A 25,881-nucleotide genomic window follows, 5' to 3' on the forward strand; every position below is an offset into this window, starting at 1 on the left:
GTCGGGCCCTTGTGGGGGCTCCTGTTTTCCGGCGTTCGTCCGGGCGATATCGTGACTGTGGTGTCATCCTTCTGGGACGGCCAGGGCAGTGGTAGTCAGAGTCCGCTGGCAGTGTTGAGCCTATGCAGGCTCCACGGGTGAGCACGACACTGCGTTCTCCTGTTTCTCCGCACTCCGGCTGGTGTGGTCGTGCTGGCCGGGTTCTGGTGCGACCTTTCCCCGTTTTCGTTGTTGTGCCCGTGACAGTGCGCTTCACCACCGGGTCGGCGGGTGGAGCGTTCCTTTTCGGGGAGGTAGGGGTGGTGACTCCTTCCCACCAGCGGCGAGGACGCCGCGGTGCCTTGATTGCGGTGGCGCTGGGGAGTTTTTGCATCCAGCTCGATTCCTTTGCCCTCAACCTGGCTCTGCCGACCATCGGTCGTGATCTGGGGCGACTCAGGACAGCCTGCAGTGGACGCTGAGTGCTTACCTGCTGTCGGTGGGCACGTTCATGCTGGGCGGCGGCCGATTGGGGGATCTGTACGGTCGCCATCGGTTGCTGCGCCTGGGCCTGGCGGGGTTCGGTCTGGGTTCGCTGCTGTGTGCCCTGGCTCCGACACTGCCGCTGTTGGTGGCCGCGCGCGTGCTTCAGGGAGCTGGCGGTTCGCTGATCATGCCGGTCGGGCTGGCCTTGCTGACCAACATCTATCCCGCGCCTCTGCGGGGAGGTGCGACCGGACTGGCCCTCGGGTTGGGTGGTATCGCGATGGCCTGTGGGCCTTTCCTCGGCGGCGCCTTGACCGCTCTGGTGTCCTGGCGGGCGATTTTTTGGATCAACGTGCCCATCACGGTGGCAGCGATCTGGAGTATGACCGCGACCGAGGAATCGCGTGACACCTCCTCTCCTCGCGTGCTAGACATGCTGGGGCTGGTGCTGGCCACTGTGGCACTGGCCTGCCTGGCCGGCTATGTCGACCGTGCTCCGGGCTGGGGATGGGCCTCGCCCGGTTCTCTCAGTCTGCTGCTGGGCGTGCTCGCCGTCGGCGCGGCCTTCCTGCACCACCAACGGCACGCAGCAGCCCCCTTGGTAAACCTGACTCTGTTCACCAACCGACCGTTCGTCGCCGTGACCGCCTCGGGCGCGGTGGCCAACGCAGCCACGGTCGTCTTCCTGTTCGTCGTCCCGCTCTCGCTGCAGGCCCCCTGGGGTTTGGCCCCCGTGGTCGCCGGAGTCGTGTTCTTGGTTCCCTCGGTGCTCATGGCCGCTGCTGGCCCCCTCGCCGGTCGGATACGACCCAAGCATGCGATCACAGCGATGGCAGGAGCATTGTTGGTCTCGGCCGCGGCCTTGGCCACAGCTGCCCACACCGGCACGCTGGCCGTCTATGTCATCGCCGCCGGCGTCTGCGGCGCCGGGCTCGGGCTCGGCAACGCGCTCACCCTGACAGCCACCCGAGGCATGGTCGAGCCAGCCCGGGCGGGAGAAGCCGCAGGTGTGACCAAGACCGTCATCACCGTTGCCGGCGGAATCGGCATCGTCCTGGTAGCACCGGTCGCCGACCCCCATGGCCCCCCGCCTCGGTCGCTGCGACCGTGCTGAGCACCGCAGCCCTCGGCACACTGCTCACCGCCGGCATTCTGGGCATCGTGCTCGTCACAACTCGCCGCTCGGCGCGCTGGCAGGCTACGCTCAGCAAGAGCCTAGCGACGCATAGCCAAGTGCGGCGACAGCCCTCCGGGAGGGCACGCCGCCCAAGCAACGGTTAGCTCGTGGGCTTGAGGTGCCGGTAGATGGTGGGGCAGGTGACGCCGAACTCGGCGGCGATCTGGGCGACGATGTAGCGGCGTTTCCCGTCGTCGCCGGTTTCCTCGTACATCTGGCGGGCCAGCTTGATCTGCCGGGGCCGAGCTTGGGCTTCTGTCCGCCGGTGCGGCCGCGGGCGCGTGCGGCGGACAGGCCGTCGATGGTGCGTTCATACATCAGGGCGTGTTCGAACTCGGCGATAGACCCGAGGATCTGGAAGAATATCCGGCCGATGGCGGTGGAGGTGTCGATGTCCTGATTGAGCACGACCAGATCGACGTGCTTGGCTTGCAGCTGTTTGGATAGCTCGATCAGGTGCTCTAGCGATCGGCCGAGCCGGTCAAGTTTCGTGACAACGAGCTGGTCGCCGGTGTGGTTGGCCGTCAGTAGCGCTTTCTCCGGCTCCGGCCGGCGCACGAGCGTGCCGGAGGCTTTGTCGACGAAGACCTCGTCGCAGCCTGCCGCGGTCAGCGCGTCGGCTTGGCCCTCGGGGTGTTGCTCGCGGGTGGAGACGCGTCCGTAGCCGATCCGCATGGCTGGGACTGTATTGCCAAGGCCCGACAGCGTGACGGTGGCGCAGACACGGGTTGCGTTACAGAAGTGACCTGCGGAAACGCTTCCCTATCGGGCGTGTCTCGTGAACGGTCGTTCACGAGACACGCTGAAGAGCACAGCACTGTGAGTAGAGAGCGACTAGCCGCAGACGCAGTTAAAGCAAGCTGGTGAGGAGGCTGTAGCAGGTAGCCAGGATCGCGATGAGGCCGATAGCGGCGATGATGTTGTGCCACCAGCGATTTCGTAGGTCCTCCATGAGGCTGTGGTTGTTGGCGAGGATGATCAGCAGGAGACCGAGCAGGGGCGCGACGACGACGGTGAGTGCCTGGGCGATGATGATCAGTTGGACGGGCGAGCCGCCGACCACGGCGGTGACGGTCGCGCCGAAGGCCAACACTGCGAGGATGCCTAGGCGGACGCGGGGTGAGGAGAGTTGGTTGCCCCCGCCGAGTCCGTCGGACAGCAGGGTGCCGCCCGCGGTGGCGTTGGCCAGCATTGAGGAGAACGCGGCGCCGAAGAAGCCCAGGGCGAAGATGATCCGTCCGGTCTGACCGGCGATAGGTTCGAGCACTCCGGCCAGGTCAGCGAGACCGGCGCTCCGTTCGCCGCTGAGCACGGCGGCCGAGGCGATGATGACCAGTATGGTCATGATGCCGGGTGCGACGATGCCGGGGATGGTGTCAGCCAGGGTGGTTTGACGGTACTGGTCGCGGCGCAGGCCGCGTTCCCGGGAGGCGTATCCAGTGTAGAACGCGGCGTTGATGGAAAAGTTCGTCCCCACCAGTGCGACCAGCAGCAACCCGGTGCCTGCTGGGACGGTCGGCAACATTCCGGCGGCTGTGGCGTTCCAGTCAGGACGGCTGAGCACCGCGGTGGCCACGAAGCACACCGCCATAGCCGCGACCATAACCAGCAGCACCTTCTCGATCACCCCGTAGAGTCCGCGGGTGAACAGCACGGTGGCGACCACGGCCGTGCACGCGAGGGTCCACCACACCGGCGAGCCGCCGAGCACCAGCGACAGCCCCAGACCGGCCCCGACGGCGTTGCCCACGGCGAACATCAGGGCAATGGCGAAGACCCCGAGTCCGGCGGCCGCGCCGACGGGGCGTCCCAACGTGCGTTTGACGGTTTCGACGAGCGAGCCGCGGGAGACGATCGCGATGCGCACGCTCATGTCGGTGAACGCGATCATCAGGACGGTGGAGACGACAATGACCCAGATCAAGGAATAGCCGAAACGACTACCGGCTTGCACAGCCGCAGTGAGGTTGCCGGGGCCGAACTGCCAGGCACCTGCCACGAACGCCGGCCCCATGAGGGCCAGCAGGCGCATGATCCGACTACCGCGCCCGCGGCGCGGGATGGGGCCGGGTTCTGCTCCTTCGGATTCCGTATGGCGGGGTTGGTCGGGTGTGCCGTGTGTGCGGCGGGCAGGCACTGCGTCGGGCATGGTGGATCATTCCTCGCCTCCGCGGTCGTTGCGGAGCTCGTCGGGGACTTCGGTGTCACCGGGCCCGTCTGGCGCCTCGTGTGCGTGCACCAGACGGGCCGGGGCGACGGTGGTCATCGTCGAACCCTGGGTTGTGCTCCGCCCGCGGTGCAGCGAGCGGAACCGGACCGGAAACAGCGTTTCCGAAAATTGACCTCAGACCAGCCCAGCACTCTTGAGGGCGAGGGTGATCTCCTCTTCGGCCTCGGCCGACAGGTCGATCAGCGGTGGCCGTACCGTGGCCGAGGGCAAAATCCCGCGCGCCTTGAGGCCGAGTTTGAGCGCGACGGTGCCTTCCATGTGGGAGCCGCGGTGATAAATGGCTTTGGTCACCGGCAGCAGTCGGTCGTGCACCGCCCGGGCCGTGGGGTAGTCGCGGGCTTTGCCGGCGGCGAGGAGCTCCACCAGCGGCTCCGGGGCCAGGCCGCCGTAGCCAACCAGGGCCCCGTCGACGTCGAACATCGTATGCAGCAGGTACTCGTCGTGGCAGGTGAGGATCTGCAGGTCGGGCTGTTCGGCACGCAGCACCGGGATCTCGGTGTCCCAACGGCGCATGTTGCGCACCCCGTTTTTGGTGGCGAACACGCCAGGTTGGGCGGCGATGTCCAACTGGGTGGGCAGATCGTAGCTGGCCTTGGTGTTGTCGGGGTACTGGAACAGGATCAGCGGCATCCCGGATTCCTCGTGGATGGCCCGGTAGCGTTCCTGCGGGGCGCCGGGCTGAAATCCGAAGCGAAGCCAGCCGTGCGAGGGATAGACCAAGCCCGCGGACGCGCCGGCCTCCACTGCCCGCACGGCCTCGGCCGCGGCCACGGCCGTGCCCTCACCGGTGATGCCGGCGATGATCGGTACCGCCCCGTCGACCGCCTCGACCAGCGTGCGGATCGTGGCGACCTGCTCCTGCTGGGTCAGGAAGGTGCCCTCACCAGCGTGACCGAGACATACCAGACCCTTGACCCCGTCGACACCGGCCAGCCACCTGCCGTAGCGGGTCAGAGCCGCGTGGTCGACCGCACCGTTCGGGGTGAACGGAGTGACGGGCGCGGGCACCAACCCGCAGAGATCGAGAGACATGCGTGAAACCCCTTTGGGAACGATTGCGGGAACGTTCCCGTATACTGTGAGGCATGCCATGCCTTCGGTCAATACCTCGTTCTCCTGGCTTTCCCGACCCGGTAACCTCACAGCTGTGGTGACCATCCTGGACGTCGCCCGGGCCGCCGGCGTGAGCAAGTCGACGGTCTCGCGGGTGCTCGACGAACGCCTGCCCCACTCCACGAACCCAACAGCCAAACGCGTCCGCCAGGCTGCCGCTGAACTCGGCTACGTCCGCAACTCCCTGGCTTCAGGACTACGGCGAACCGGTACCAACACTGTGGGAGTGGTGGTGCCACGACTGACCGACACAGTTATGGCTATGCTCTACGAAGAGATCGCCGCAACCGCCGTCAACCGCGGAGTCTCCGCCCTAGTCGCCACCACCCAGGATCAGCCCGAGGCTGAGTACGTCGCCGTTGACAACCTGGTGCAGCGACAGGTCGACGGGCTCATCCTGACCACCGCACGCACCCCCACTTCGCCCTCCGACCAACTCGCCAACCATCCCGTGCCATACGCGCTGGCCCTCCGCACCGACGGGGTCAGCGCCGCCTCGATCGGTGACGACCGCCTCGGCGGGCACCTCGCCACGCGGCACCTGCTCGACCTGGGGCACCGGCGCATCGGCCTGGTCAGCGGCCCCGACTACGCTTCCAGCGCCCAAGGCCGCCGCGACGGCTATCGCCAGGCACTTGCCGAAGCCAGCATCGTCCTCGACGAAGCCCTCATCGAAGGCGACTCGTTCTCGATGGACGCTGGCGAAACCGCAGGTCGGGCACTCCTAAGTAAGCCCGACCGCCCCACCGCGATCTTCGCCGTCAACGACAACACCGCCATCGGCGTTATGGCCGCCGCGCACGCACTCGGTCTGCGCATCCCCGAGGACCTCTCCCTGGTGGGCTACAACGACATCCCCGTCGTCAGCCGACTACCGGTGCCGCTGACCTCCGTGCGCGTGCCATTCGACCAGATCGCTGCTGGTGCACTCGATCTACTGCTTGACCACAACGACACCGCCGCGCGCACTCTGATCGCCACGCCGACCCTCATCCCCCGACGCTCCACCGTCTCACCCCAGTAGCAACCAGGACCTGCATAAACCCCTCGACCTCCACTCCCTGCCGCAACGCTCGTGCCGGAGGGGAGCTTTTCAACACATCACGCGGCCACGAAGATCCCCGGCCGCGCGGAACCACCGTGCGCGTGCTTGACCACGCGAAACCGGCGCCGGGGTTTTCGATCACGCTCCAGTCTCGGTCGCCGGTTCCCGCAAGGCGCGGTAGCCAGTGCGGGCATACTCGGCTTCGACGGGGAAGTCGTAGGTGCCGTATGGGTTGACGTGTTCCAGCAGGGCCGGGGAAATGTGGGCGAGGAGGTCGCGATCAATGCGTCCGCGCCGCTGTGACAGACGCTCGAGGGCGAGTTCGAGGTAGGCGGCGTTCCAGGTGATCACAGCGTTGGTCACCAGCGACAGGCACAGGGCTTGTTCGGTTTGCTGCTCGTGATGGCGGCGCCGCACGGTGCCTTCGTAGGCGAAGAACAGGTCCCGGCGCAGCGAGTGCAGGCTCTCGCCCTTGTTGAGTTGGCGGGTGATCCGCCGCCGGTAGGCTTCATCGGCCAGGTATCGCAGCGCGTAGATGGTGCGCTGCAGCTTGCCGTACTCGACCAGCGCTTGGGCCAGCGCCGAGCGCCGCGAGGAGGCGTGCAGCTTGGACACCACCAGCGAGGCGGCGGCGTGGCCGTACTTCAGCGAGGCAGCCAGCCGCAACATCTCGTCCCACTGGCTACGGATCGGCGCCGTATCGATCGTGCCGGTCAACAGACTGCCCGCGTTCGGGAACCTGCTGGTGGTCTCTTTACGGGTGTCAAGACGATGCAGGGTGATCCCACCCAGGTCACGGATCCGTAGTGACAAGGTGAAGCCGGTCAAAACGAACAGCGCGAACACCGTCAGGGTCTGGCCCGCGGTATCGGTGGCGTGCTCGGTGACCGGCAGATCGGTGGCATTGCCCAAGATCTCGTCGAGCACGTAGACGGCCTCGCGGTCGGTGACCGGGATGACCTTGGTGCCGTAGGTGGTGTGCTGGTCAGACACGTGGGTGTAGGTGGCCACCCCCTCGTCGACGAAGTAGCGACTCATCGCCCGCGCGGTTAACGACTTGCCCCGCATCGGGAACCGCTGCCCATCGGAGGACGACATCGTGCCGCCACCCCACACCGAGGCCAGCGGCAGGCCGTGGTGGTGACCCACGATCGCCGCGTTGGCTTCCCGCAGGGTCTCCTCGCGCAGGTACCACTCGGTGGTCCAGCGCAGCGTCTCCTCCGAGATCCCGGAGGCCTCGGCCATCGCGGCCGGCCCGAAATTGCAGGCTTGGGCCAGGATCGCGGCGTACAGGTTGCGGCGCAGCTGCGGTTCGCGGTGGGTTTTGCCGCCGGCGTGGGTGAGCTGATCCGACCAGTCCGCCCACCGGTCGACCTCGATGAGTAGCTCGGTCAGCTGCGGCCGCGGCAAGAGGTCCACCAGCTGCAGGCGGAGTGTCTCGACCTCGTCGGGCACGGCCTCGGCCGAGAGCCGGTGGACGGTCAGCTCGCCGGACTCGCTCAGCCGCACCGGCCCCTCCCCGGCAGCCAGCACCGGCTCGATCTCGGTCAGCGCGGCCTGTAATTGCTGGCCGGCCTGGTCCACGGCGGTGGTGGCCTCGACGGGCGCCTGCACCAGGGCGCAGTACTCGTCACGCCAGGCCGGCCACTGCTCGGCCGGCAGCAGCAGCGTGGTCGGGTCGGCATACCGGCGTGAGCCCGGCACCCAGATATCGCCGGAGCGCAACGCGTCCCGCAGCCCCAACAACGTGGCCAGTTCCCAGTAGTGCCGATACGCGGTGGAGTTGCCGCTTTTGGCCGCGTGGTCGAGATAGCCCCGCCATCGGGTCGGCACGAAGCCGGTCGGTGCCCCGTTGGGGACTTTGCGGCCACCGCGGGCGTAGAGCTCGCGCAGGGTCGCCACCGCCTCGCTCAGCGGCTGTGCTTCGGTGGAAGTGGCGAAGGTCAGTGCCCCGATGACGTGCGGGGCGAATTCGCGCAGGTAGGTGAAACTGGCATCGACCATGGCCAGATGTCCGTGGTCCCGCGGCAGGCGGTCTTTCGGATCCCGCCGGGCGGCGCGCAGTCGGTCCATCCCGATCCCCCGGCGCAGTTTCGCTCCGACCTCACCATCGGGCACGTTGTCCAGGTCGGTGGCCACGGCCAGCATCTCGTCCAGCAGACTCAACCGATCCTCCTGGGCCCGCGCCCGCTGCGCCAGGTGTTCGTCGAGCTTGCGGCGTGCCCGGTTTTCCAGGTTGGACAAGGTCTGGTCAAACATGGAAACGAGCTCGTCGAGCACTTCCACGGCGCATTCGGCGGCCGTGGCCAGCAGCACCGGGTAGCGCTTGTCGGCGTCCCGGCGGGCCAGGGCCTGGTTTGTCGCCCGCCGGCCCACGCCGGCCAGTCGCCGACGGCGTGCGTCCGGCAGGTTCGACAGGTCCAGCGCGTGGGCGTCGATGCCGCGCAGGTAGCGCAGCTTGTCCAGTTCAGCGCGGATGGCCATCGGCGAGGCCGTCGTCGCCCCGCGATGTAGCCACGCCAACCGCGAGATACTCATCCCCTGTTCGACAGCCAGCAGCCCATCTAATTCACTGCGCCGGTGCTCGTCCAGCAGTGGCTCCACCCGGGCATACACCTCGGCGACCGCGTCCTGCCGAATGGTGGCGATGCGCTCCATCAACGTCATCACACCGGGCCGAACCACCTGCTGGGAGCTCAAGTACTCGCAGGTCAGCCGGAACAACACGCTGGGCGCATCGTGCTCGACCGCCCGGGCCAGCAGGAACTCGTCCAGTTCCTTCCATTCCCTCGCGCCGGCCGTCCGCCAGCCCAACCGGGCCGCGGCCAGCCGCAGATGCTCGGTACGGGTCTGCTCCCGCTCGCCGTACCCATCGAGCTCGGCCACCGCCAGACCCAACTGCACCGCAAGACGATTCGACGCCGACCGCGGTATCGCGGGCACGTCATCGGGCACAAACCCCAACCACGGCAACGCGCACAGCTGCACCGCCAGGCCCAACCGATTGCCCGAACCACGAGCAGACCGCTGCACCCACGCCCGGTCATCCGAACCCAGCGTGAAGTACCGGATCAACTCGTTCCGGCCAATCTCCTCCGGCCACGACCGCAACCGCCGAATCTCGTCAATAGAGAAAAACCGTGTCGACACCCGCTCGCTCCGCTCGCCACGTGATCACTAACGAGCGACATCGTCACCACAGGCGGACAGCAAGCCGAGACCGGGGGCAGCACTGGCATCGCCAAACACAGGCCACTCAACCCCGCCCCTGACCTGGCGAAACAGAGCTAACCGTTGGTTTTTCGACGTGTGCTACCGAACGCCCACCAGCGGCGAGTTCCAGCCTCGCGTGGTGACTTCGGTCAGCGCGAACACCACGGCGGTCATGCCCACGATGCTGCTGACGACGCCGGTGGGGTCGAGGCGCATCCGCCGTGTGGGCGAGGTTGCGATCACCATCCTGGCGCCGAGCAGTGCCACACCGGTGATGGGAATATTGATCAGCAGGCACCAGCGCCAGTCGAGGTACTGGGTCAGCATCCCGCCGAGCAGCAGTCCGATCACCGCGCTGGCTCCGGTCAGGGTCCCGTACACCCCGAAGGCGACGCCGCGTTCCCGAGGCTGGATGAATGTGGCCGAGATGATGGCCAACGCCGCCGGGGCCAGCAGCAATGTCCGTGGATACCCCCCGGCCGCCGACCCCGGTGTCACCGCGTGGCCGGGTCAACCGCAAACCTCCGGTCACTCGTTGCGGGTGAGACCCGCCGCGTCACCGAGCTGTCCCCGGTCACCGTTGGTGTCCTGCGCGACCCGCTGCACGATCACCGCCAGGTCCTCCGGTGACACCTTGCGAGCCAGCTTTAGGTTCAGTGCGTCTGTGTGGGTGGGTCCGGAACCATGAGCTTCAGCAATCTTCCCTGTGGCGACTTTGCTGCTCACGCATGCTCTTTTCCAAGCTCATGAAGCGGGAGGTCACTGCTGCCTGTTGTCGACTACGGGGGTGTCGATGTCGTAGCCGGCGATCTGCTGGCGTAGTTGGTTGAGGCGTTGTCGGGCGGTGACGGACCCGCTGCGGTCTTTGGCTGCGAGTTCGAGGGTGAGCGCGTGGGCGACGACGAGTCCGGCGAAGTTCTCGCCGGCGGCGCCGTTGGTGGAGGGGGGTGTGGTCAGCAGCGCCTGCACCCGGCCGCGCAGCAGCGAGGTTAGCGCTTCGGTCACCACCACCACGGGGGCACCGATCTGTTCAGTGTGGCTCAGAACTACCTCCATCTCGTGGAACATGCGTAGCGGCGCGAAGATCACTACCGCATCGCGTTTGTCCAGACCAAGTAGGTCGTCGGCGAGCCGGAATCCGGTGGAGCTCACGGTGGTGGTGCTCTTGCCGATGCGGGTGAGTTCCAGTGCGAGGTGCTGCCCGGTCAGTGCCGCCGGGCCGATCCCGTAGCACCAGACGCGGCCGGCGGCATCCAGCACGTCCACAGCGGTGCGCCAGGTGGCCTCGTCGAGCAGCCTGGGTATTCCGGCGACGAGTTCGCCGCTGTCGTGGACCACGTGCTGGAGCACGCTGCCGTCGGTGATCTGCTCCAGGCGCTGGTCCAGCACGAGGGCGGGGTCACGGCGCAGTGTGATCATCTTCAGGAGATCCTGTTTCAGCTCCCTCAGCCCGCTGTAGCCCAGCGTGCGGGCGGCGCGGATCACGGTGGCGTCGCTGACTCCGGTCATGTGGGCCAGTTCGGCGGCTGAGGCCGTGACCGCGTCGCCTGGATTGTTGAGCAGGAAATCGATGATGTCGCGTTCCCGTGGGGAGAGTTGTTCGGCGGCTTCGGCGACCTTGCCGCGGAAGCCGCCCTCAGTAGAAGAAGTATTCATTTCTTTATTGACCAATCAATGTAGTAGACACTACTTTCGAGCGAATCAGATCACACAAGGGGAGCCAACCAGATGAGTGAGCACGTGGTCATCGTCGGCGGCGGCATCTACGGGTGCGCGACCGCCTGGCATTTAGCACGGCAGGGCGCCGACGTGCACCTTCTCGAAGCCGCCACGATCGCCAGCGGCGCCTCGGGTGGGTTCGGCAAGCGCGGCGTGCGCGCTAACCAGCGTGACCTGCGCGAACTACCGCTGATGCGAACCGCCTACGACCTGTGGCCGCGACTGGCCGACGATATCGGCGCCTGCACGGGTTACGAACGCACCGGTGGGATCCACCTCATCGAGCGAGCAACCACCGGCACCGAAGGGGAAATCGGTGCGGCCGAGACGCATGCCCGCGTTCAGCGCGACCTCGGCATCCCCACCGAGGTGCTCGACCCCGAGCAGGTGCGCGACCTGGAACCGGACGTCTGCCACGACGTGCAAGCGGGCCTGTACTCTCCCCTGGATGGGATCGCCGATCATACGGCGACTACCCGAGGGCTGGCCCAAGCCGCCCGCCGTCATGGAGCCACCGTTCGTGAAGACACCACAGTTGTGGACCTGCGACGCGATGGCGACCGGATCACTGCGGTTGTCACCGACAAGGGCGAAACCGTCGACGTCGGACACACCCTGCTGCTACTCAACAATACTGGCGCCGCTGCCCTCGTCCGTCTACTGGGCACCGAGCTGCCCATGTGGCGTGTGTTTCCCCAGGCGTTGCTCCTGCGCCCCCACGGTGACGCCGCCTCGCCTCGCCACCTGCTCGGCCACGACCACCGCCGGCTGGCGCTCAAACGGCTCCCGGACGGCACCGTCATGCTCAGCGGCGGCTGGCGCGGCCGGTGGAACGCCGAGCACGAACGCGGCGAGCTGATCCAGGAGAACGTGGACGGCAACCGGCACACCGCCGCCGACGTGTTCCCACCGTTGGGCAACGCGCGGCTGGAATCCGGCGATGCGAGCCGCGCGGAATCGTGCAGCGTCGACGAGATACCCGTCATCGACACCGTGCCAGCTACGAGCAACGTCCTCGTCGGCGCTGGCTGGTCCGGCCACGGCTTCGCCATCGCCCCCGCCGTAGCCGACCTGCTCGCCCAGTGGGTGATCACCGGAGAGCGGCCCGACCCGCTCCGCCCGTTCTCCTACATGCGTTTCTAACCCCAAGACAGCCGCAACTTCGCCCTCGCAAGGAGCGCTATGTTTCCCACCGGAACGGTCCACGACGACACGGTCACCACGCTTCTGTTTTCCGTGGCCGTGCTCGGAGCTCTCCTGTTCGCCGGCGTACTCCTGCGCCTCGGCCTGAGATTTCTGCGGCGCCTGTTCCTGCCCGCCGCGCTGATCGGAGGCGTGCTCGGCGCCGTTCTGGGCCCCTACGGGCTGGAATTGTTTCCCCAGAGCATGGTCAACACGTGGGCCACTTTCCCCGGCATCCTCATCTCGGTGGTCTTCGCCCCCATGCTCATCGGGACGCGGCTGCCGCGCGCTCAGGAAACCTACCGGCTCGTCATGCCGCAACTGCTGTTCGGCTACATGGGCGACCTGCTGCTGATCGGTATCCCCCTGCTGATCGGTGGAGCGCTACTCACGCCGCTTCTGGGTGCCAACACCATGTTCGGCACGATCATCGAAGTGAGCTGGCCCGGCGGCCACGGCACCGCAGGCGGCATGGGCCCGGTCTACAGCGACCTCGGCTGGAACAGCGGCGGCGACCTGGTACTGGCCTCGGCCACGTTCGCGCTGGTGTTCGGGATTGTCGTGGGAATGGTGCTGATCAACTGGGGCGCACGCCGCGGGCACCTCACCCAGTTCAACCACGGTTGCTCCACCGGGCAGCAGCCCGACATTATTCCCGGCGCTAACCGGGACAGTTCGGGAAGCGTGACGCTTAGCAAGGACCTCGTCGACAACCTCGCCTTCCACAGTGCGCTCGTCGCGCTGGCCGTGCTCATCGGCTGGGTCCTGCAATACCTGATGGAGTTCCTCGTCCCCGGGATGCCGCTCTTCCCACTGGCCATGATCGGCGGAGCAGTCGTACAAGTCGTGATCTCGCGGACACGGCTCGGCGCTGCGGTCGACCTGCGCACCCTGCGGACGATCCAGGGCTGGGCGCTGGACGTGCTGGTGGTCGCGGCCGTGGCTTCCATCGCCGTTCCGATCATCGTCGAAAACGCCGTCCCGTTGACGATTCTGCTGGCGGCCTCGGCGCTGGTGACGGTAGGGTTCTTCGCCTGGGCAGGCCCGCGACTCTTCCGCACCGACTGGTTCGAGCAGGCCATCGTCAACTTCGGCACCTTAGCCGCGGTGGCGTCTGTGGGACTGATGCTGCTGCGCTCGGTAGACCCGGAACTGAACACGGTGGCCAGCCGCGCCTACGCCCTGCGGGCGCCATTCTTCAGCCCCGTTCTGGGCGGCGGGCTGATCACTGCCCTGCTGCCGACACTGGCCGCTACCTACGGTCCCGCCACCGTCGGCGGGATCGCCCTGGCAGGTGTGTTCCTGCTCTACCTCCTGGCCAGAGTGCTGCGCATGTGGACCACGCCCCGTTTAGCACCTCAACCGACATAACCTCGGCGAGGCGGTCAGGACCTCGTCTAGTTGGGTTCGCTGTCGGGTAGTGCTGTATCGGGGAGGGGGCCTTACGACTGGCCGCCCGGTCCCTCCAAGACGGCTCGGCTGCTGATTGAGAGTTGCAGATCATCACTCAACGGATCAACGCCCTACATCTCACTGCACGACGGCACACCCCACCTGCACTACAGCAGTCCCGACGCCGACGCGGCAACCCCATTCAAGCCATCACCGCCGCCGGACTCGCCTACATCACCCAACTCGGGCTGACCTTCGACAAGGTGACCGCCCGATCGGTCACCGGCCATATCGATCTCGGTCCGCAGCACCACAGTCCTTGGGGGGTGGCGACCAGGCGACGTTGGCCGGTAGCCACCGGTCCAGCCGACGGCCACGAGGCAGTCCCGCTTGCAGGAACCGGCCGGCCAGATCCTGATGGTCTCGGCAGGTGTGGGCCAGTACCCGGCCGCGCTGGTCGTAAAAGGACCCCACTCGCCGTCTCCGGGCACCGCGCGGTTCCGGCCCGGATCCCGCACCGAGCTCGTTCCGGCGGGCACGCTTCGCCGGTGCGATGCCGGGCCGACACTGTTGGGCAGACACGGTGAGTGCCTCCTGGGGGCGGGGCAAGTGGCACTGCGGCGCCCGTGGTCGGAGCCGCGGTGCCGAAACCGGTGGGAAGGCGTGCTCACGGGCTCCACAGTATTCAGCTGACCAGTCAAAACGATACGATCATCCGTGTGTGGCGCTGTGTGACGCGATTGCAGTCCGCGCGGACATGCACACCGGAAATCTCGCAAAAACGCGCGTGTGCGCCCCTCACAAGTCCGGTCTCAGACCGCGAGGCCGGATCATCTACCGCCTCATACTCGGTCTTCCCAACAGTCTTCCTGCGCCCCCGTGCGTGTGGGGCCGCATGAGGGTACAAACAGCGTGGCATCGTTGGTTGTTGAGGGAGAGGCGATGAGTAACGAGTCGGCGATGAGCCTGCAGCCCCCCGACGACGGGGTCGGTGAGATATCCGATGCTCAGCCGAATTCGGCACGCATGTACGACTACCTGCTCGGCGGGGCGGCGAACTTCGCCGTGGACCGGGACGCCATCGCCGACATGCAGGCCATATTTCCCCCCGCCCCCCACTACGCGCGCTCCAACCGCGGGTTTTTGACCCGCGTGGTGCGCTACCTGTGCCAGCACGGCATCGACCAGTTCCTCGACCTCGGCTCCGGGGTGCCCACGGTCGGCAACGTGCACGAGATCGCCCATCAGCACACCGAGCAGGCACGCATCGCCTACGTGGATCACGATCCAGTGGCCGTGCGCCACGCCCGCCGCCTCCTCGACCCCACCGAGTCCCGTGTCACCGTCACCGAGGCCGACCTGCGCGATCCCGACACGGTGCTGGCCGCGCCCGGAGTGGCCGGACTGCTGGACTTCTCCCGCCCCGTGGCGGTGCTGGCGGTGGGCGTGCTGCCGTTCGTGCCCGGAAACGAAGCCCGCAGCCTGATGACCCGCTACCGCGACCACCTGGTGCCGGGCAGCTACGCCGCGGTCAGCCACCTGGCACAGCTGAGCATGAGCGACGAGCAGCTCGCGGCGGGGCTGGACGTCATGCGCCGCACCCCCACCCCGGAACAAGCACGGACCGTCGACGAAGTCCGCGACATACTGCACGGCTACCACCTGCTGGAACCGGGAATCGTGCCGGTTCCCGAATGGCACCCCGACACCACCCCCACCCAGGAGGAAAGCCAACGCAGCAACTGCGTAGGCGGACTGGGCATACAACGGTAGGCACGCGCGCGGCCGTGATCAGGCAGTACTGTAGCCAGATCGGTCGTGCGTGCTCGGGAGGTCAAGGGGCCGCGCTAATCGTTCCTGCTGCTCGCACCTCGAGCTGTCGTGGAACGACCAAGACGGCCCCGTCCTCTGCTCCTCGCTGCCGTAACCAGGAAGCCGTGACCGGAGGATCCTGTACGCCTACTACTCAGACTCCCGCATGGCTATGCGGTCCTCGTCTGTCGAGTTCCCGCGGCCCGTTTCCTGGTGCACTCCTGCCCCGCTCAGGCCCGGTAGTTGCGGCTACTGTTCTCCGGGACGGCACGGGGCTGGCGGTGCGGTGAGCGTCGCACCTTCACGGAACCGGCTCAGGCGGAAGTCGTCGAGCAGTGGCTCGTGGCCGCCCAGCACTTCCCGGGTCACTGCTCGTCCCAGCAATGGGGCGAGTGTGACGCCGCTATGGGTGGCGACCACATACAACCACGGCTGTTCCACGCTCGGTCCAGCGATGGTTAGGCCATCCGCTGGCATGACGCGTTGTCCCACGACGAGACGCTCCACCTGTGCGCCTTCGGTGCCGTGGAGTGCCTCGCGGAGCCGCCGTAGATATTCCTCGGCGAGTGCGGAATCCGGGGGTGGGGTGTGGTTGGGATCGGCTGCTGCGTCCAGGTCCAGTGCCTGCAGCAGCAGTCGTCCGTTGCTATCCGGGCGCACGTTCAGCCGTGGTGTGGTCACGACTCTGTCGAGTGATGAGGACACGGGGTTGGTCGTGGCTAGATAGCCGACCGTGGCATCGCCCGGCTCGCTGAAGTGGGCCAACGGAACGTGTGCGCCGGCCAATGCGGCGATTTCTTCGGTCCAGCGTCCGGCTGCGGTGACCACGGTGTCGGCCTCGAAGGAGCGGCCGTCGGCTGTACGGACTGCGGCGCCGGCGCCGCTGGGTTCGATCGCCACGACATGGGCCTGAGTGTGGATCTCTGCTCCTGCCGCACGGGCCCGGTTGAGCATCGTGTCCAGATAGGCTAGTGGGAAGATGTGGCCCTCTTTAGGGAAGAACGCCACCTTGCGCGGATCTTCCGGAAGTCGCAGGTCTGGCACGAGCTGCAGGGCTCGTTCCGAGTCGAACTCTTCGACTGGATAGCCATGCTTTCGGAGCCGCGCGATTCGGCTTTCGAGGTGGCGCTGGTGTGCCTCGTCGGCGGCGATCTCAAGGTGCCCACCGGGGAAGAACCAAGGTGCACCGTCGCGGACCAATTCGTGATGGGCCTGGACCCCGGCGGCGTTGAGCGCGAAGTAGGAGGGTGGTTCCTTGCCGTTGGCGTTGAACCAGGCGTACGACGTCGACGTGGTGCCCTCTCCACTGTGGCCTTGTTCCAGGACGGTGACTCTGGTTCCACTCTCGGCGAGGCCGGCCGCGATCGACACCCCGACGATGCCCGCTCCGATGACGATGACGTGCATTCTCCTACCTTTCAGCTCTCAGAGTGTGCGTCGAGTTCAGGCGCCCTCGGCTGTGTCGGCGCAGAGCCGGTGGGACCTCGGCGGTCAAAAACGGCGTGAGCGACCAGGAGGAAGACGACGCTGCTCACGATGCCGTAGATCGCGTACGGGATGGTCGTATCGAGGGTGTGTGCGGCGGCGCAGCCGATGAGGCCGCCGACGATCCCGGCCAGCGCGGTACCGGACCGCAGGAGGCCACCCCGCTTGTGTAAGAAGTAGCCGATGAAGATGGGGGCAGCCAGCACGGAGGCGGAGTAGGCGTAAGTCGCGACCAGCCAGGTCAGCGCGGTCGGGAAGAGAATGGCCAGCAGCGCAGCAAGGACCACGACCGCAACGGACAGCAGGCGCGACAGGTGCACCAAACCGACCCCCTCACGGTGGCCGAACAGATGCACGTAGATGTCCTGCACGGCGTTGGTCACGACCGACTGCAGCGCGCTGCCGGTAGTGGAGACGATGGTGGCCATCAGGAAGGCTGCGTACAGGGCCAGCAGGAGAGGGGGCAGCTGGGTGAGTATCCAGCCTGCGGCCATCTCGGAGTCCGCCAGGCCGGGGTTCATGGCCCGTGCGGACATGCCGATGATGAAGGCGTAGGCGCCAGAGACAAGGACCAGAACGCCACTGATCACCAGACTCTTGCGCGCCTGGCCGATATCTCTGATCGAGAAGATGCGCTGGTAGTACATTTGGTTGGTCAGGGTGCCGGGGATGATCGAAAACAGCCACAGCACGACCGTGGAGGTACCTGCCGCGCCGAGACCTTCGGGGAGTGCGGTGAGGTTGTTCGGCACGGCGCTGGTGATGCCGCTCCATCCGCCTGCCAGGTTCAGCACGTAGCCGGCGACGGTGACCGACATGATCACCATCACGACGCCGAACAGGAAGTCGCTCCAGGCTACCGAGCGCAGCCCACCGGGCAGCACGAACACCAGTGTGATCGCGCCCATGATGACGGTCAGCCACGTGGTGGACAGGCCGGTGATACCGGCGAACAGGGAAGCGAAGGCGACGAACTGGGTTGCCAGCCACCCGAACGGCACGACGATGCAGGCTAGTGCGGCCAAGGTCGTGATGGCTGGATGTTCGTTGTAGAGGCGGCGTAGGATTCCCGGCACAGTGGAGAATTCCTGCTCACGCATCCAACGGGCGATGCTCGTGAGCAGCATCATGCCCACGAAGATAAAGGCCGGGTAGAAGAAGTACGCCCAGCCGGATGCGTAGGCCAGGCCGACGTGGGCGACCAGTACCCCTCCGCCGACGGCGGTGGCGAACTGGGTGAACACGATGACATAGAGGGGAAGCGACCGGCCGGCTACGAGCCAGTCACCGGCGTCGCGAACGCGGCGGCTGACGGCGACCACGGTGACGGCACCAACGGACAAGAGGAGCAGGCTGGTGATAACGACCAGAGAGATGTTCGCATCGGTCATGTGGTCACCTCTGCAGGGTGGGAGGAGAGACGTAGCGGGCCAGGCCCAGGTGGGTGACGTTGTGGCCGGTGGTGCCGTCCACGGCCAAGTCGGCGGCGATCTCCCCAAAGACGGGGGCCATCTTGAATCCGTGTCCGGAGAATCCAGTCAGCACGGTGACGTTCGGCAGGCCGGGGAGCTGTCCAATGACCGGGTGACCGTCTGGGGTGAAGGAGTCGGCATAACTACCGATCCGGACTGGGTCGGGATAGACGTCCGGGAGAAAGCGGGTGACCGCTTCGCGCATGGCGGCAAGCAGCTCCGGCGCGGGATTGCGCGTAACATGCTCGGCGCTAGGGACGCGGGGGCGCGGCAAGCTGTGCAAGCTGACCTTGACAGTGTCACCGTCGACGGCCGGGAAGCTGGAGTAGGCGATAGGGCCGTTGCGGAGGACAACGGGAGTGCGCTCGGGTCGGAATTCGCCGGGCCGACATTGCTGATACCACAGCGTGGTGATCTGGTGCACCTCGAGCTGCAGTGCCGGAAACTCGGCCAGGTCCGTTATCCAGGGGCCAGGCGCCAGCACGACGCGGTCGAAGCGGTGCTCTCCTCGGGCGGTGCGTAGAAGGACCCCGTGGTCGGCGGCTTCGATTGCCTGCACCGGACAGTAGCGATGTACAGTAGCACCGAGCGACTCGGCCTGCGTGGCAGCGGCGATGATGGCCTTCTCTGGCCGCAATACTCCTGCGGTGTGGTCGATGAAGACTTTTTCGTCGGCCTCGATCGGCAGGTGCGGGAATCGTTTCATCGACTGTGCCGGTGAGAGTTCCTCATGCGCGAGGTCGAAGTCGGCTGCGCAGTTGCGAACCATGTCCAGGTCGGGATGGCCTTCCGGGGCGATGGTCAGGCCTCCGGTTGGTGTGAACAGCGAGCTGTCTGTCTCCGACTCCAGCGTGCGCCATCCTGCCAGTGAGCGGCGCAGCAGCGGCACGTACTCGGCACCCTCGCGATAGGCTATCCGGAATATGCGGGTCTGGCCGCCGTAGCCACCACGGTCATGCCCGGGGGCATAGGCGTCGAATCCGACTGCAGAGACGCCGCGTTTTGCCAGCTGCCAAAGCGCCATGGCGCCGACGGTGCCGGTGCCGATGACCGCGACGGTGGGCGAGGTGGAACTCATCGTTCCTCCTTGGTGTGGGGCTGTTCCGACTCGACCGAGGGGATTGAGGAACACTGGAATCCGGGTCCGTGGCCGGAAACCGAAAAATACTTCATGGATTTCCAGGTCGGCTGGAATATAAATATCGGATCCAGGAAAAAGCGAACTACTCTGAGTCAGGAGGATGTTGTAGACAGTGTGGTTTGCTCGATGAAGAACTCGACCAGGTCGGGGCGAATGATGTGCCACATCGCCTCGGCGAGCTTGCCGTCGGTCAGCCAGGTCAACCGGCGCAACCGGACCACGGCTTGGCCAGGCCGGGTGAGCAGCCGGGTAGCGGTGGCTTCGTCGAGAACGATCGGGTCGATGTACACGCGCGATTTTGCCGCGGGAATCTGGTGGCGGGCGAAGTAGTCGTGCACCGTGAGGTATTCCAGATTCTCGTCGAAAAGTCGTGGGGCTACTGAAAACGGTACTGCGATGAGCTCAACAGCGACCGGGTTGTCGTCGACGTCGAACTTGAGCCGCCGCAGTTGGTTCACTGGCGTGTCGTTAGCGACGTCAGGCAGTGCGATCTCGGCGTCCTGGACAGGTACCACGGTCGCGGACTCCACGGCATGTCGACCGTGGATTTCCGAACCTTGCAGGGTAGGATTCGCCATGCGCTGCAGATTCTCCTGCCGTCCGCCCTCAGCGACGAAGGTGCCGCGCCGCCGGTGGCGTTCCACCAGTCCGGCCTGGGCCAGCTCTGTCAGGACTCGCTGAGCAGTGGCGCGCCCGACCGAGTATCGCTGCTGGAGCTCGGCCTCAGTGGGAAGTCGAGTGCCCAGCGGAAGCGCACCCGACTGGATCTGCTGCTCCAGTTCGGTACGGATACGTAAGTACACCGGAGTTGCCACGAACAAAAAGTAGCAACGGGATTAATTGCTGGTCAATAATTGATTTGATCGGACAATTACCAACAAATGAGGGCCCTCACGTGCTCTGAAACGGGACAGAGCTCGGCAAGGTCGTGGCCAGCTCCCCACGCGACTCGCTGCACGTGCTCGACGTGCTCTACGACCGTGACGGCGGCACCAAGCCGCAGATGATCGTCACCGACACCGCCTCCTACCCCGACATCGTGTTCGGCCTGCTCACCCTGGCCGGTTTCACCTACGCCCCACAGCTGGCCGACCTGCCGGACCAGAAGCTGTGGGGCGCATCGACACCAAGGCCGACTACGGCCCGTTCAACCACGCCGCCCGCGGCCGCATCAACCTCAGCCGGGTGCGGCGGCACTGGGACGACATCCTGCGGGTGGTCGCCTCCATCCACACCGGCGCGGTGCGCGCCCACGACGTGATCCGCATGCTCTCCCGCGACGGGCAACCCACCCCGCTGGGCGAAGCCATCGCGGCCTACGGGCGCATTCACAAGACCCTGCACGTGCTGCGGATGGTCGACGAGCCCGGCTACCGCCGCGACATCAAAGCCCAGGCCAACCTCTCCAGCACCGCAGCCTCGGCGACGCGCTCCGCCGCCACGGCATTCCCATCCAAACCGGACGCACCTCAGCCCTGCGCCGGGACTGTCGCTTGAACGGTGTTTCCGGCCTGACACGCCGGGCTCGGGTCCGGCGGGATGGGCACTGTGAGTGATGACCTCTGATGCTGTGAGTGCACAGGAGCAGGCGGAGACGTCGGGGCGACGGTTGTCGCCGGAGCAGGCCGCTGCGGCGGCGATAGTGGACCAGGCCAGGCAGCAGGGCCTGGAGCTGACCGGCCCGGACGGGCTGTTGAAGCTGTTCACCAAGAATGTGCTGGAAGCAGAGCTGAACGAGGAAATGACCGAACATCTCGGCCACGAACCGAACCGGGCCGATGCTGAGCGAGACTCGGGCAATATCCGCAACGGAACTCGCACGAAAACCGTCCTCTCTGATGCCGTGGGCGAGGTCGAGATCGCGGTCCCCCGGGATCGGGAAGGGACGTTCGAGCCCCAGATCGTCACGAAGCGGCAGCGGCGCCTCAGCTCTGTCGACGAGATCGTGCTGTCGCTGTATGCGAAGGGCATGACCACCGGCGAGATCTCAGCGCATTTTGCCGACATCTACGGGGCGTCGGTGTCCAAAGTCACCATTTCCCGAATCACCGACAAGGTCGTGGCCGAGATGGACGAGTGGTCCCATCGCCCGCTGGACGCGGTGTACTGTGCGATCTTCATCGATGCGATCCACGTCAAGGTCCGCGACGGGCAGGTCGCCAACCGACCCGTCTACGCCGCCATCGGCGTCACCATCGATGGCCGCAAGGACGTGCTCGGGCTATGGATGGGCACCGGTGGCGAGGGCGCGAAGTTCTGGATGAGCGTGCTCATCGATCTGAAAAACCGCGGCGTGCGCGACGTGTTCTTCCTCATCTGCGATGGACTCAAGGGACTGCCCGAAGTCGTGGAAAACGTCTGGCCGCAGACCAAGGTGCACACCTGCATCATCCACCTGATTCGGAACTCGTTCCGGCTGGTCTCGCGCAAGCACTCCGACGCCCTGAAACGCGACCTGAAACTGATCTACACGGCCCCGAACGCCGACGCGGCCGCTGCCGCATTGGAGAAACTCGACGAGAAATGGGGTGACAAACACGCGGCGATGGTGCGACTCTGGCGCAACGCATGGGAAGAGTTCACACCGTTTTTGGACTACGACGTGAACATCAGGACGATGATCTGCTCCACGAACGCGATTGAGTCGCTCAATGCTCGCTACCGCCGAGCAGTACGAGCCCGCGGGCACTTCCCGACCGAGCAGGCCGCCTTGAAGTGCCTGTACCTTGTGACCCGCAGCCTGGACCCGACCGGTACGGGCCGGACCCGCTGGACGATGCGATGGAAACCGGTCGTGAACGCGTTCGCGATCACCTTCAGTGACCGCTGGCCGGCCGCTGAAACCTACTGACCGAACCGCCGGAAACACCGATCATCAGACAGACCCTCGTGTCAGGCGGTGTTGATCGTGTAATCGGGTTGTCGGATGTGTGAGTTGATTGCGAAGTGGTGTTTGGGTTGTGCTCGTTGGTTGTGCCAGCGGAGGTAGGCGTCGAGGGGGCGTCTTGTTCGGCGTGGTTGCGGTGGTCGGTTCCGTTCAGGGCGAAGTAGGGTAGCGCGGTGAATTCGGACTCGATCCAGTTCAGCCAGGAGGCGTTGGTCGGGGTGAACACGAGTTCGATGTTGGTGGTTGCGGTCCAGTTCAGGACTTCGGGGCGCTTGTGCGGTCCGTAGTTGTCCAGGATCAGGTAGAGCCGTTGGCCGGGCCAGCGGCGGCGCAGTTGCTTGAGGAAGGTGAGGGACTCGCGCCAGCGTTTGCGGTCGCGGATGCGGTAGGTGATTTTGCCGGTGGCCAGGTCGAGGGCGGCGAACAGGTGCTGCCCCCCTGGGTACGGGTGTAGGTCGCCCGCATGCGCAGGGGTTTTTTGAACGGGCGCCAGGCGTTGCCCTTCGGCCGTGCTGACCGGGCGCACGAACACCTCCGGACGACGCGGCATCGACCACCTCCACGAACTCATCACCGTCGCGGAGAACAGCATGCCCGACCACCCGAAGCAAAGATCACATAGCCTGTCCAAGGTCCATAGACGAACCACTAGATGCAGGTGCACGAGTCGACGACCGGCTGGTGTGCAGCCAAAAGGACCAGCCCACCTTCATGGTCGAGCTGTGGAGCTGGGACATCGACCAGGACGGTGCGCAGCGCAACACGACGTGCAGCAGCTACACTCTGCATCACTGCGACGTCGAGCAAGCTCTGACCTGGTGCCGCAAGCACCAGCAGGAACCCGGCAGTTTCGTACTCCACGCCTGCACCTGGACCGACTGCGGCTATCTGCGAACCCTCTGGCTCGCCGGCAGCCCGCCAACGCCGGATCGTGACCGTAGCGCCACCACCTTTTGAGAAGGGCTGGTTGAACCGGTCACCGGCCCGAGGCCAGAACTCCACGCGTACGCCTCAACTCTCAGCTAACCTCCCCCAACCGCAGCCGTGTGGTTGACCAAAGGGCTTTCTCCTCGACCGTCACTGGGAGCAGCAGCCTTCCCTGTCGCAAGGCACAGATCAAACCCGGATGCCTGCCAGCAGCGGTCATTGTGCGGGCAGCATAGTCAGATCCGTCGCCGTCGCAGCGCGCACGTCTTCGATCGTCACGTCCGGCGCGAGTTCGCTCAACCGCACGCCTTCGTCGGTGATGTCCACGACCGCCAGGTCGGTGACCACCTTGGTGACCACCCCGCGTCCGGTCAGCGGCAGGTCGCAGTGCGGAACGATCTTCGATTGCCCGTCTTTGGTGGTGTGGTCCATGAGCACGATGACGGTGCGGGCGCCGTGCACGAGGTCCATCGCACCGCCCATGCCCTTAATCATTTTTCCGGGAACGGACCAGTTGGCCAGGTCGCCGGTGGCCGAGACTTGCATACCGCCGAGCACCGCGACATCGAGGTGCTTGCCGCGGATCATCCCGAACGACTCCGCGGAGTCGAAGAAAGCTGCGCCGGCTCGGACGGTCACGGTCTCCTTCCCCGCGTTGATCAGGTCCGGGTCCACCTCATCCGGCCTCGGGTAGGGACCGGTGCCGAGGATGCCGTTCTCGCTGTGCAGCACCACATCCACGTCCGGCGGCAGGTGGTCGGGCACCAGGGTCGGCAGCCCGATACCGAGATTGACGTACTGCCCGTCGCCCAACTCCGCGGCAACGCGCGCGGCCATCTGCTCCCGTGTCCACGCCATCAGGGGGCCTCCGTCCGCACGGTCCGTTTCTCGACGCGCTTGTCCTCGTGATCGGCCTCGACGACCCGGTGAACGAAAACCCCGGGCAGGTGCACCTCGTCCGGGGCGATCTCGCCCACTTCGACGAGCTCTTCGACTTCGGCGATCGTGGTCCGGCCGGCCATGGCGCACAACGGGTTGAAGTTGCGGGCGGCCCGGGCGAACACGAGATTTCCCCAGCGGTCCCCGCGCGCCGCGCGAACGAGTGCGTAGTCCGCGGTGATGGCGTGTTCCAGCACGTACTGCACACCGTCGAACTCGCGCACTTCCTTCGGCGGTGAGGCCACCGCGACCGCTCCGTCGGCGCCGTAACGCCACGGCATGCTGCCTTCGGCGACCGGCGTGCCCACTCCGGCAGGGGTGTAGAAGGCGGGTATGCCCGTTCCTCCGGCGCGAAGTCGCTCGGCCAAGCTGCCCTGCGGGCACAGTTCGAGTTCCAGCTCGCCACCGAGGTACTGGCGGGCGAACTCCTTGTTCTCGCCGACGTAGGACGCGGTGACCCGTCGCAACCGTCCCGCCGACAGCAGCACTCCGAGGCCCGCGTCATCCACACCGCAGTTGTTCGACACCACGGCCAACCGGTCGACCCCGTGCTCGGCGATGGTGTCGATGAGCGTGGTCGGGACGCCGCAGACGCCGAAGCCGCCTACGGCCAAGTCAGCTCCGGGGGGAATCTCGGCCACGGCCTCGTCCGCGCTCGGCACCGTCTTGTCCAAGCTCATTCCGCACTCCTCGACCGGCCGTCGGACTGGCTCAAGGCGGCCGCCGCCCGAGACGGGTTCGGCCGGCCCAGGTGTTCGGCCAGCCAGGTGCCGGTCCGCACCAGCGCGGCCAGATCGATCCCGAGCTCGTAGCCGAAACCGCGCAGCATCCACACGAGGTCTTCGGTGGCGAGGTTGCCAGTCGCGCTCCGGGCGAACGGGCAACCACCCACGCCGCCGATCGAACTGTCGAATTCCCCAACGCCGGCCTGTAGCCCCGCGTGCACGTTGGCTAGCGCCTGCCCGTAGGTGTCATGGCAGTGCAGAGCCAGCGCGGAGGGCGGAACACCGGCCGCGCCGAGGGCCACTACCAGCGCCTTGACGTGGCCCGGAGTCGCCACACCGATGGTGTCGCCCAGCGAGATGCGCGAGCAGCCCTGATCGATCAGCCGCCGTGCGACCGCCACGACGGCATCGAGCGGCACCGGTCCCTCCCACGGGTCGCCGAAGCACATCGAGACGTAGCCGCGTACCGGCATGTCGCGTCCCCGGGCTTCGGCGACGACCGGTGCGAGCGCCGTCAGGACCTCGTGCACCCCGCGCCCCAGGTTGCTGCGGGCGAAGCTCTCGGTGGCGCTGGCGAACACGGCGATCTCCCGCGCCCCGGCTTCCAGGGCGCGGCTCATCCCCCGCTCGTTGGGCACCAGCACGGGGTGGCGCGCCGTGCCGGCGAGGTCGAGTTCGGCGAGCACGTCGGAAGCGTCTCCGAGCTGGGGCACCCAGCGGGCGGAGACGAAGCTGGTGGCCTCGACGGCGGTCAGGCCCGTGGCGGCCAACTTCCGAATGAGTTCGACCTTGGTCGACGTATCGATGATGCGCTTCTCAGCTTGGAGGCCATCCCGAGGTCCGACTTCGTAGATGGTCACCGAAGCAGGCAAGCCGCCTTCGGGACAGGCGGTGGGCAACGCGTTCATACCTCTCCTGTGCGTGCGCAGGCACCGTCCGGCCAACGGCGCGAACCGC

At 66.3% G+C, this 25,881-nt stretch carries 20 protein-coding genes and 2 pseudogenes; 8 read left to right on the forward strand and 14 right to left on the reverse strand.

Annotation, left to right across the window (positions count from 1 at the left end; translation table 11 throughout):
• Positions 1-439: 439 nt before the first annotated feature.
• A pseudogene (locus G9Q41_RS11870) lies at positions 440-1,579 on the forward strand (MFS transporter); the annotation flags it as partial.
• Positions 1,580-1,669: 90 nt separating this feature from the next.
• Here the strand turns inward: G9Q41_RS11870 and G9Q41_RS11875 are convergent.
• The 3 genes from G9Q41_RS11875 to G9Q41_RS11885 all read right to left on the reverse strand — a co-directional run bounded on the left by G9Q41_RS11875 (position 1,670) and on the right by G9Q41_RS11885 (position 4,904).
• Positions 1,670-2,317, reverse strand: coding sequence for a recombinase family protein (locus tag G9Q41_RS11875; protein WP_207630915.1), 648 nt, complete (start codon positions 2,315-2,317; stop codon positions 1,670-1,672).
• Positions 2,318-2,492: 175 nt separating this feature from the next.
• Complete coding sequence (locus tag G9Q41_RS11880) at positions 2,493-3,674, reverse strand: Nramp family divalent metal transporter (RefSeq protein WP_165632492.1); 1,182 nt, start codon at positions 3,672-3,674, stop codon at positions 2,493-2,495.
• 312 nt (positions 3,675-3,986) lie between these two features.
• The gene (locus G9Q41_RS11885; RefSeq protein ID WP_017975628.1) at positions 3,987-4,904 is read right to left on the reverse strand and encodes a dihydrodipicolinate synthase family protein; all 918 of its coding nucleotides are present in this window, start codon (positions 4,902-4,904) and stop codon (positions 3,987-3,989) included.
• 115 nt (positions 4,905-5,019) lie between these two features.
• Between G9Q41_RS11885 and G9Q41_RS11890 the strand changes: the two genes are divergently transcribed.
• Positions 5,020-6,009, forward strand: coding sequence for a LacI family DNA-binding transcriptional regulator (locus tag G9Q41_RS11890; protein WP_017975627.1), 990 nt, complete (start codon positions 5,020-5,022; stop codon positions 6,007-6,009).
• 159 nt (positions 6,010-6,168) lie between these two features.
• Here G9Q41_RS11890 and G9Q41_RS11895 read toward each other — a convergent pair whose 3' ends face one another.
• From G9Q41_RS11895 to G9Q41_RS11905, 3 genes are all read right to left on the reverse strand, one after another.
• Positions 6,169-9,180, reverse strand: a complete 3,012-nt coding sequence (locus G9Q41_RS11895) for a Tn3 family transposase (protein WP_165632491.1) — start codon at positions 9,178-9,180, stop codon at positions 6,169-6,171.
• A 162-nt stretch (positions 9,181-9,342) separates the two neighbouring features.
• Positions 9,343-9,702, reverse strand: a complete 360-nt coding sequence (locus G9Q41_RS11900) for an MFS transporter (protein ID WP_017975621.1) — start codon at positions 9,700-9,702, stop codon at positions 9,343-9,345.
• A 300-nt stretch (positions 9,703-10,002) separates the two neighbouring features.
• Positions 10,003-10,899 carry a MurR/RpiR family transcriptional regulator gene (locus G9Q41_RS11905; RefSeq protein ID WP_017975620.1) on the reverse strand — a complete coding sequence of 299 codons (897 nt, stop codon included), beginning with the start codon at positions 10,897-10,899 and terminating at the stop codon, positions 10,003-10,005.
• A 72-nt stretch (positions 10,900-10,971) separates the two neighbouring features.
• Here G9Q41_RS11905 and G9Q41_RS11910 point away from each other — a divergent pair, with 72 nt between their 5' ends.
• From G9Q41_RS11910 to G9Q41_RS11920, 3 genes are all read left to right on the forward strand, one after another.
• Entirely contained in the window at positions 10,972-12,105 is a 1,134-nt protein-coding gene (locus G9Q41_RS11910; protein WP_017975619.1) for an FAD-binding oxidoreductase, read from the forward strand.
• Between the two features lie 39 nt (positions 12,106-12,144).
• Entirely contained in the window at positions 12,145-13,515 is a 1,371-nt protein-coding gene (locus tag G9Q41_RS11915; RefSeq protein ID WP_165632489.1) for a sodium/glutamate symporter, read from the forward strand.
• 963 nt (positions 13,516-14,478) lie between these two features.
• Positions 14,479-15,309: an SAM-dependent methyltransferase gene (locus G9Q41_RS11920; RefSeq protein ID WP_017975617.1), complete on the forward strand. Its 831-nt coding sequence runs from the start codon at positions 14,479-14,481 to the stop codon at positions 15,307-15,309.
• Positions 15,310-15,597: 288 nt separating this feature from the next.
• Here G9Q41_RS11920 and G9Q41_RS11925 read toward each other — a convergent pair whose 3' ends face one another.
• The 4 genes from G9Q41_RS11925 to G9Q41_RS11940 all read right to left on the reverse strand — a co-directional run bounded on the left by G9Q41_RS11925 (position 15,598) and on the right by G9Q41_RS11940 (position 20,261).
• Positions 15,598-16,755, reverse strand: a complete 1,158-nt coding sequence (locus G9Q41_RS11925; RefSeq protein ID WP_165632488.1) for an FAD-binding oxidoreductase — start codon at positions 16,753-16,755, stop codon at positions 15,598-15,600.
• Positions 16,756-16,766: 11 nt separating this feature from the next.
• Positions 16,767-18,224, reverse strand: a complete 1,458-nt coding sequence (locus tag G9Q41_RS11930) for a sodium:solute symporter family protein (protein WP_017975615.1) — start codon at positions 18,222-18,224, stop codon at positions 16,767-16,769.
• Positions 18,225-18,228: 4 nt separating this feature from the next.
• Positions 18,229-19,383, reverse strand: coding sequence for an N-methyl-L-tryptophan oxidase (gene solA / locus G9Q41_RS11935; RefSeq protein WP_017975614.1), 1,155 nt, complete (start codon positions 19,381-19,383; stop codon positions 18,229-18,231).
• A 155-nt stretch (positions 19,384-19,538) separates the two neighbouring features.
• Positions 19,539-20,261: a GntR family transcriptional regulator gene (locus G9Q41_RS11940; RefSeq protein ID WP_165632487.1), complete on the reverse strand. Its 723-nt coding sequence runs from the start codon at positions 20,259-20,261 to the stop codon at positions 19,539-19,541.
• A 104-nt stretch (positions 20,262-20,365) separates the two neighbouring features.
• Between G9Q41_RS11940 and G9Q41_RS22690 the strand changes: the two are divergent.
• A pseudogene (locus tag G9Q41_RS22690) lies at positions 20,366-20,850 on the forward strand (Tn3 family transposase); the annotation flags it as partial.
• 151 nt (positions 20,851-21,001) lie between these two features.
• Positions 21,002-22,297 carry an IS256 family transposase gene (locus G9Q41_RS11950; protein ID WP_165632486.1) on the forward strand — a complete coding sequence of 432 codons (1,296 nt, stop codon included), beginning with the start codon at positions 21,002-21,004 and terminating at the stop codon, positions 22,295-22,297.
• On the opposite strand, the gene G9Q41_RS11955 is transcribed toward G9Q41_RS11950, so the two are convergent.
• On the reverse strand, positions 22,263-22,925 hold the full coding sequence (locus G9Q41_RS11955) for a transposase (protein WP_207630910.1): 663 nt from the start codon (positions 22,923-22,925) through the stop codon (positions 22,263-22,265). The two genes, G9Q41_RS11950 and G9Q41_RS11955, sit on opposite strands and share 35 nt — an antisense overlap.
• Before the next feature lie 119 nt (positions 22,926-23,044).
• Here G9Q41_RS11955 and G9Q41_RS11960 point away from each other — a divergent pair, with 119 nt between their 5' ends.
• On the forward strand, positions 23,045-23,290 hold the full coding sequence (locus tag G9Q41_RS11960; protein WP_033374707.1) for a hypothetical protein: 246 nt from the start codon (positions 23,045-23,047) through the stop codon (positions 23,288-23,290).
• Between the two features lie 186 nt (positions 23,291-23,476).
• Here G9Q41_RS11960 and G9Q41_RS11965 read toward each other — a convergent pair whose 3' ends face one another.
• From G9Q41_RS11965 to G9Q41_RS11975, 3 genes are read right to left on the reverse strand one after another with little or no spacing between them, the layout of a single operon-like run.
• On the reverse strand, positions 23,477-24,118 hold the full coding sequence (locus tag G9Q41_RS11965; RefSeq protein WP_017975608.1) for a CoA transferase subunit B: 642 nt from the start codon (positions 24,116-24,118) through the stop codon (positions 23,477-23,479).
• A complete protein-coding gene (locus tag G9Q41_RS11970; RefSeq protein WP_026152503.1) occupies positions 24,118-24,873 on the reverse strand; it encodes a CoA transferase subunit A in 756 nt (251 codons plus the stop codon). Before G9Q41_RS11970 ends, G9Q41_RS11965 begins: the two co-directional genes overlap by 1 nt.
• Before the next feature lie 2 nt (positions 24,874-24,875).
• Complete coding sequence (locus G9Q41_RS11975; RefSeq protein WP_165632485.1) at positions 24,876-25,832, reverse strand: hydroxymethylglutaryl-CoA lyase; 957 nt, start codon at positions 25,830-25,832, stop codon at positions 24,876-24,878.
• Positions 25,833-25,881 lie beyond the last annotated feature (49 nt).

Source organism: Actinopolyspora sp. BKK2 (assembly GCF_011291845.1).
Lineage (GTDB): Bacteria > Actinomycetota > Actinomycetes > Mycobacteriales > Pseudonocardiaceae > Actinopolyspora > Actinopolyspora saharensis.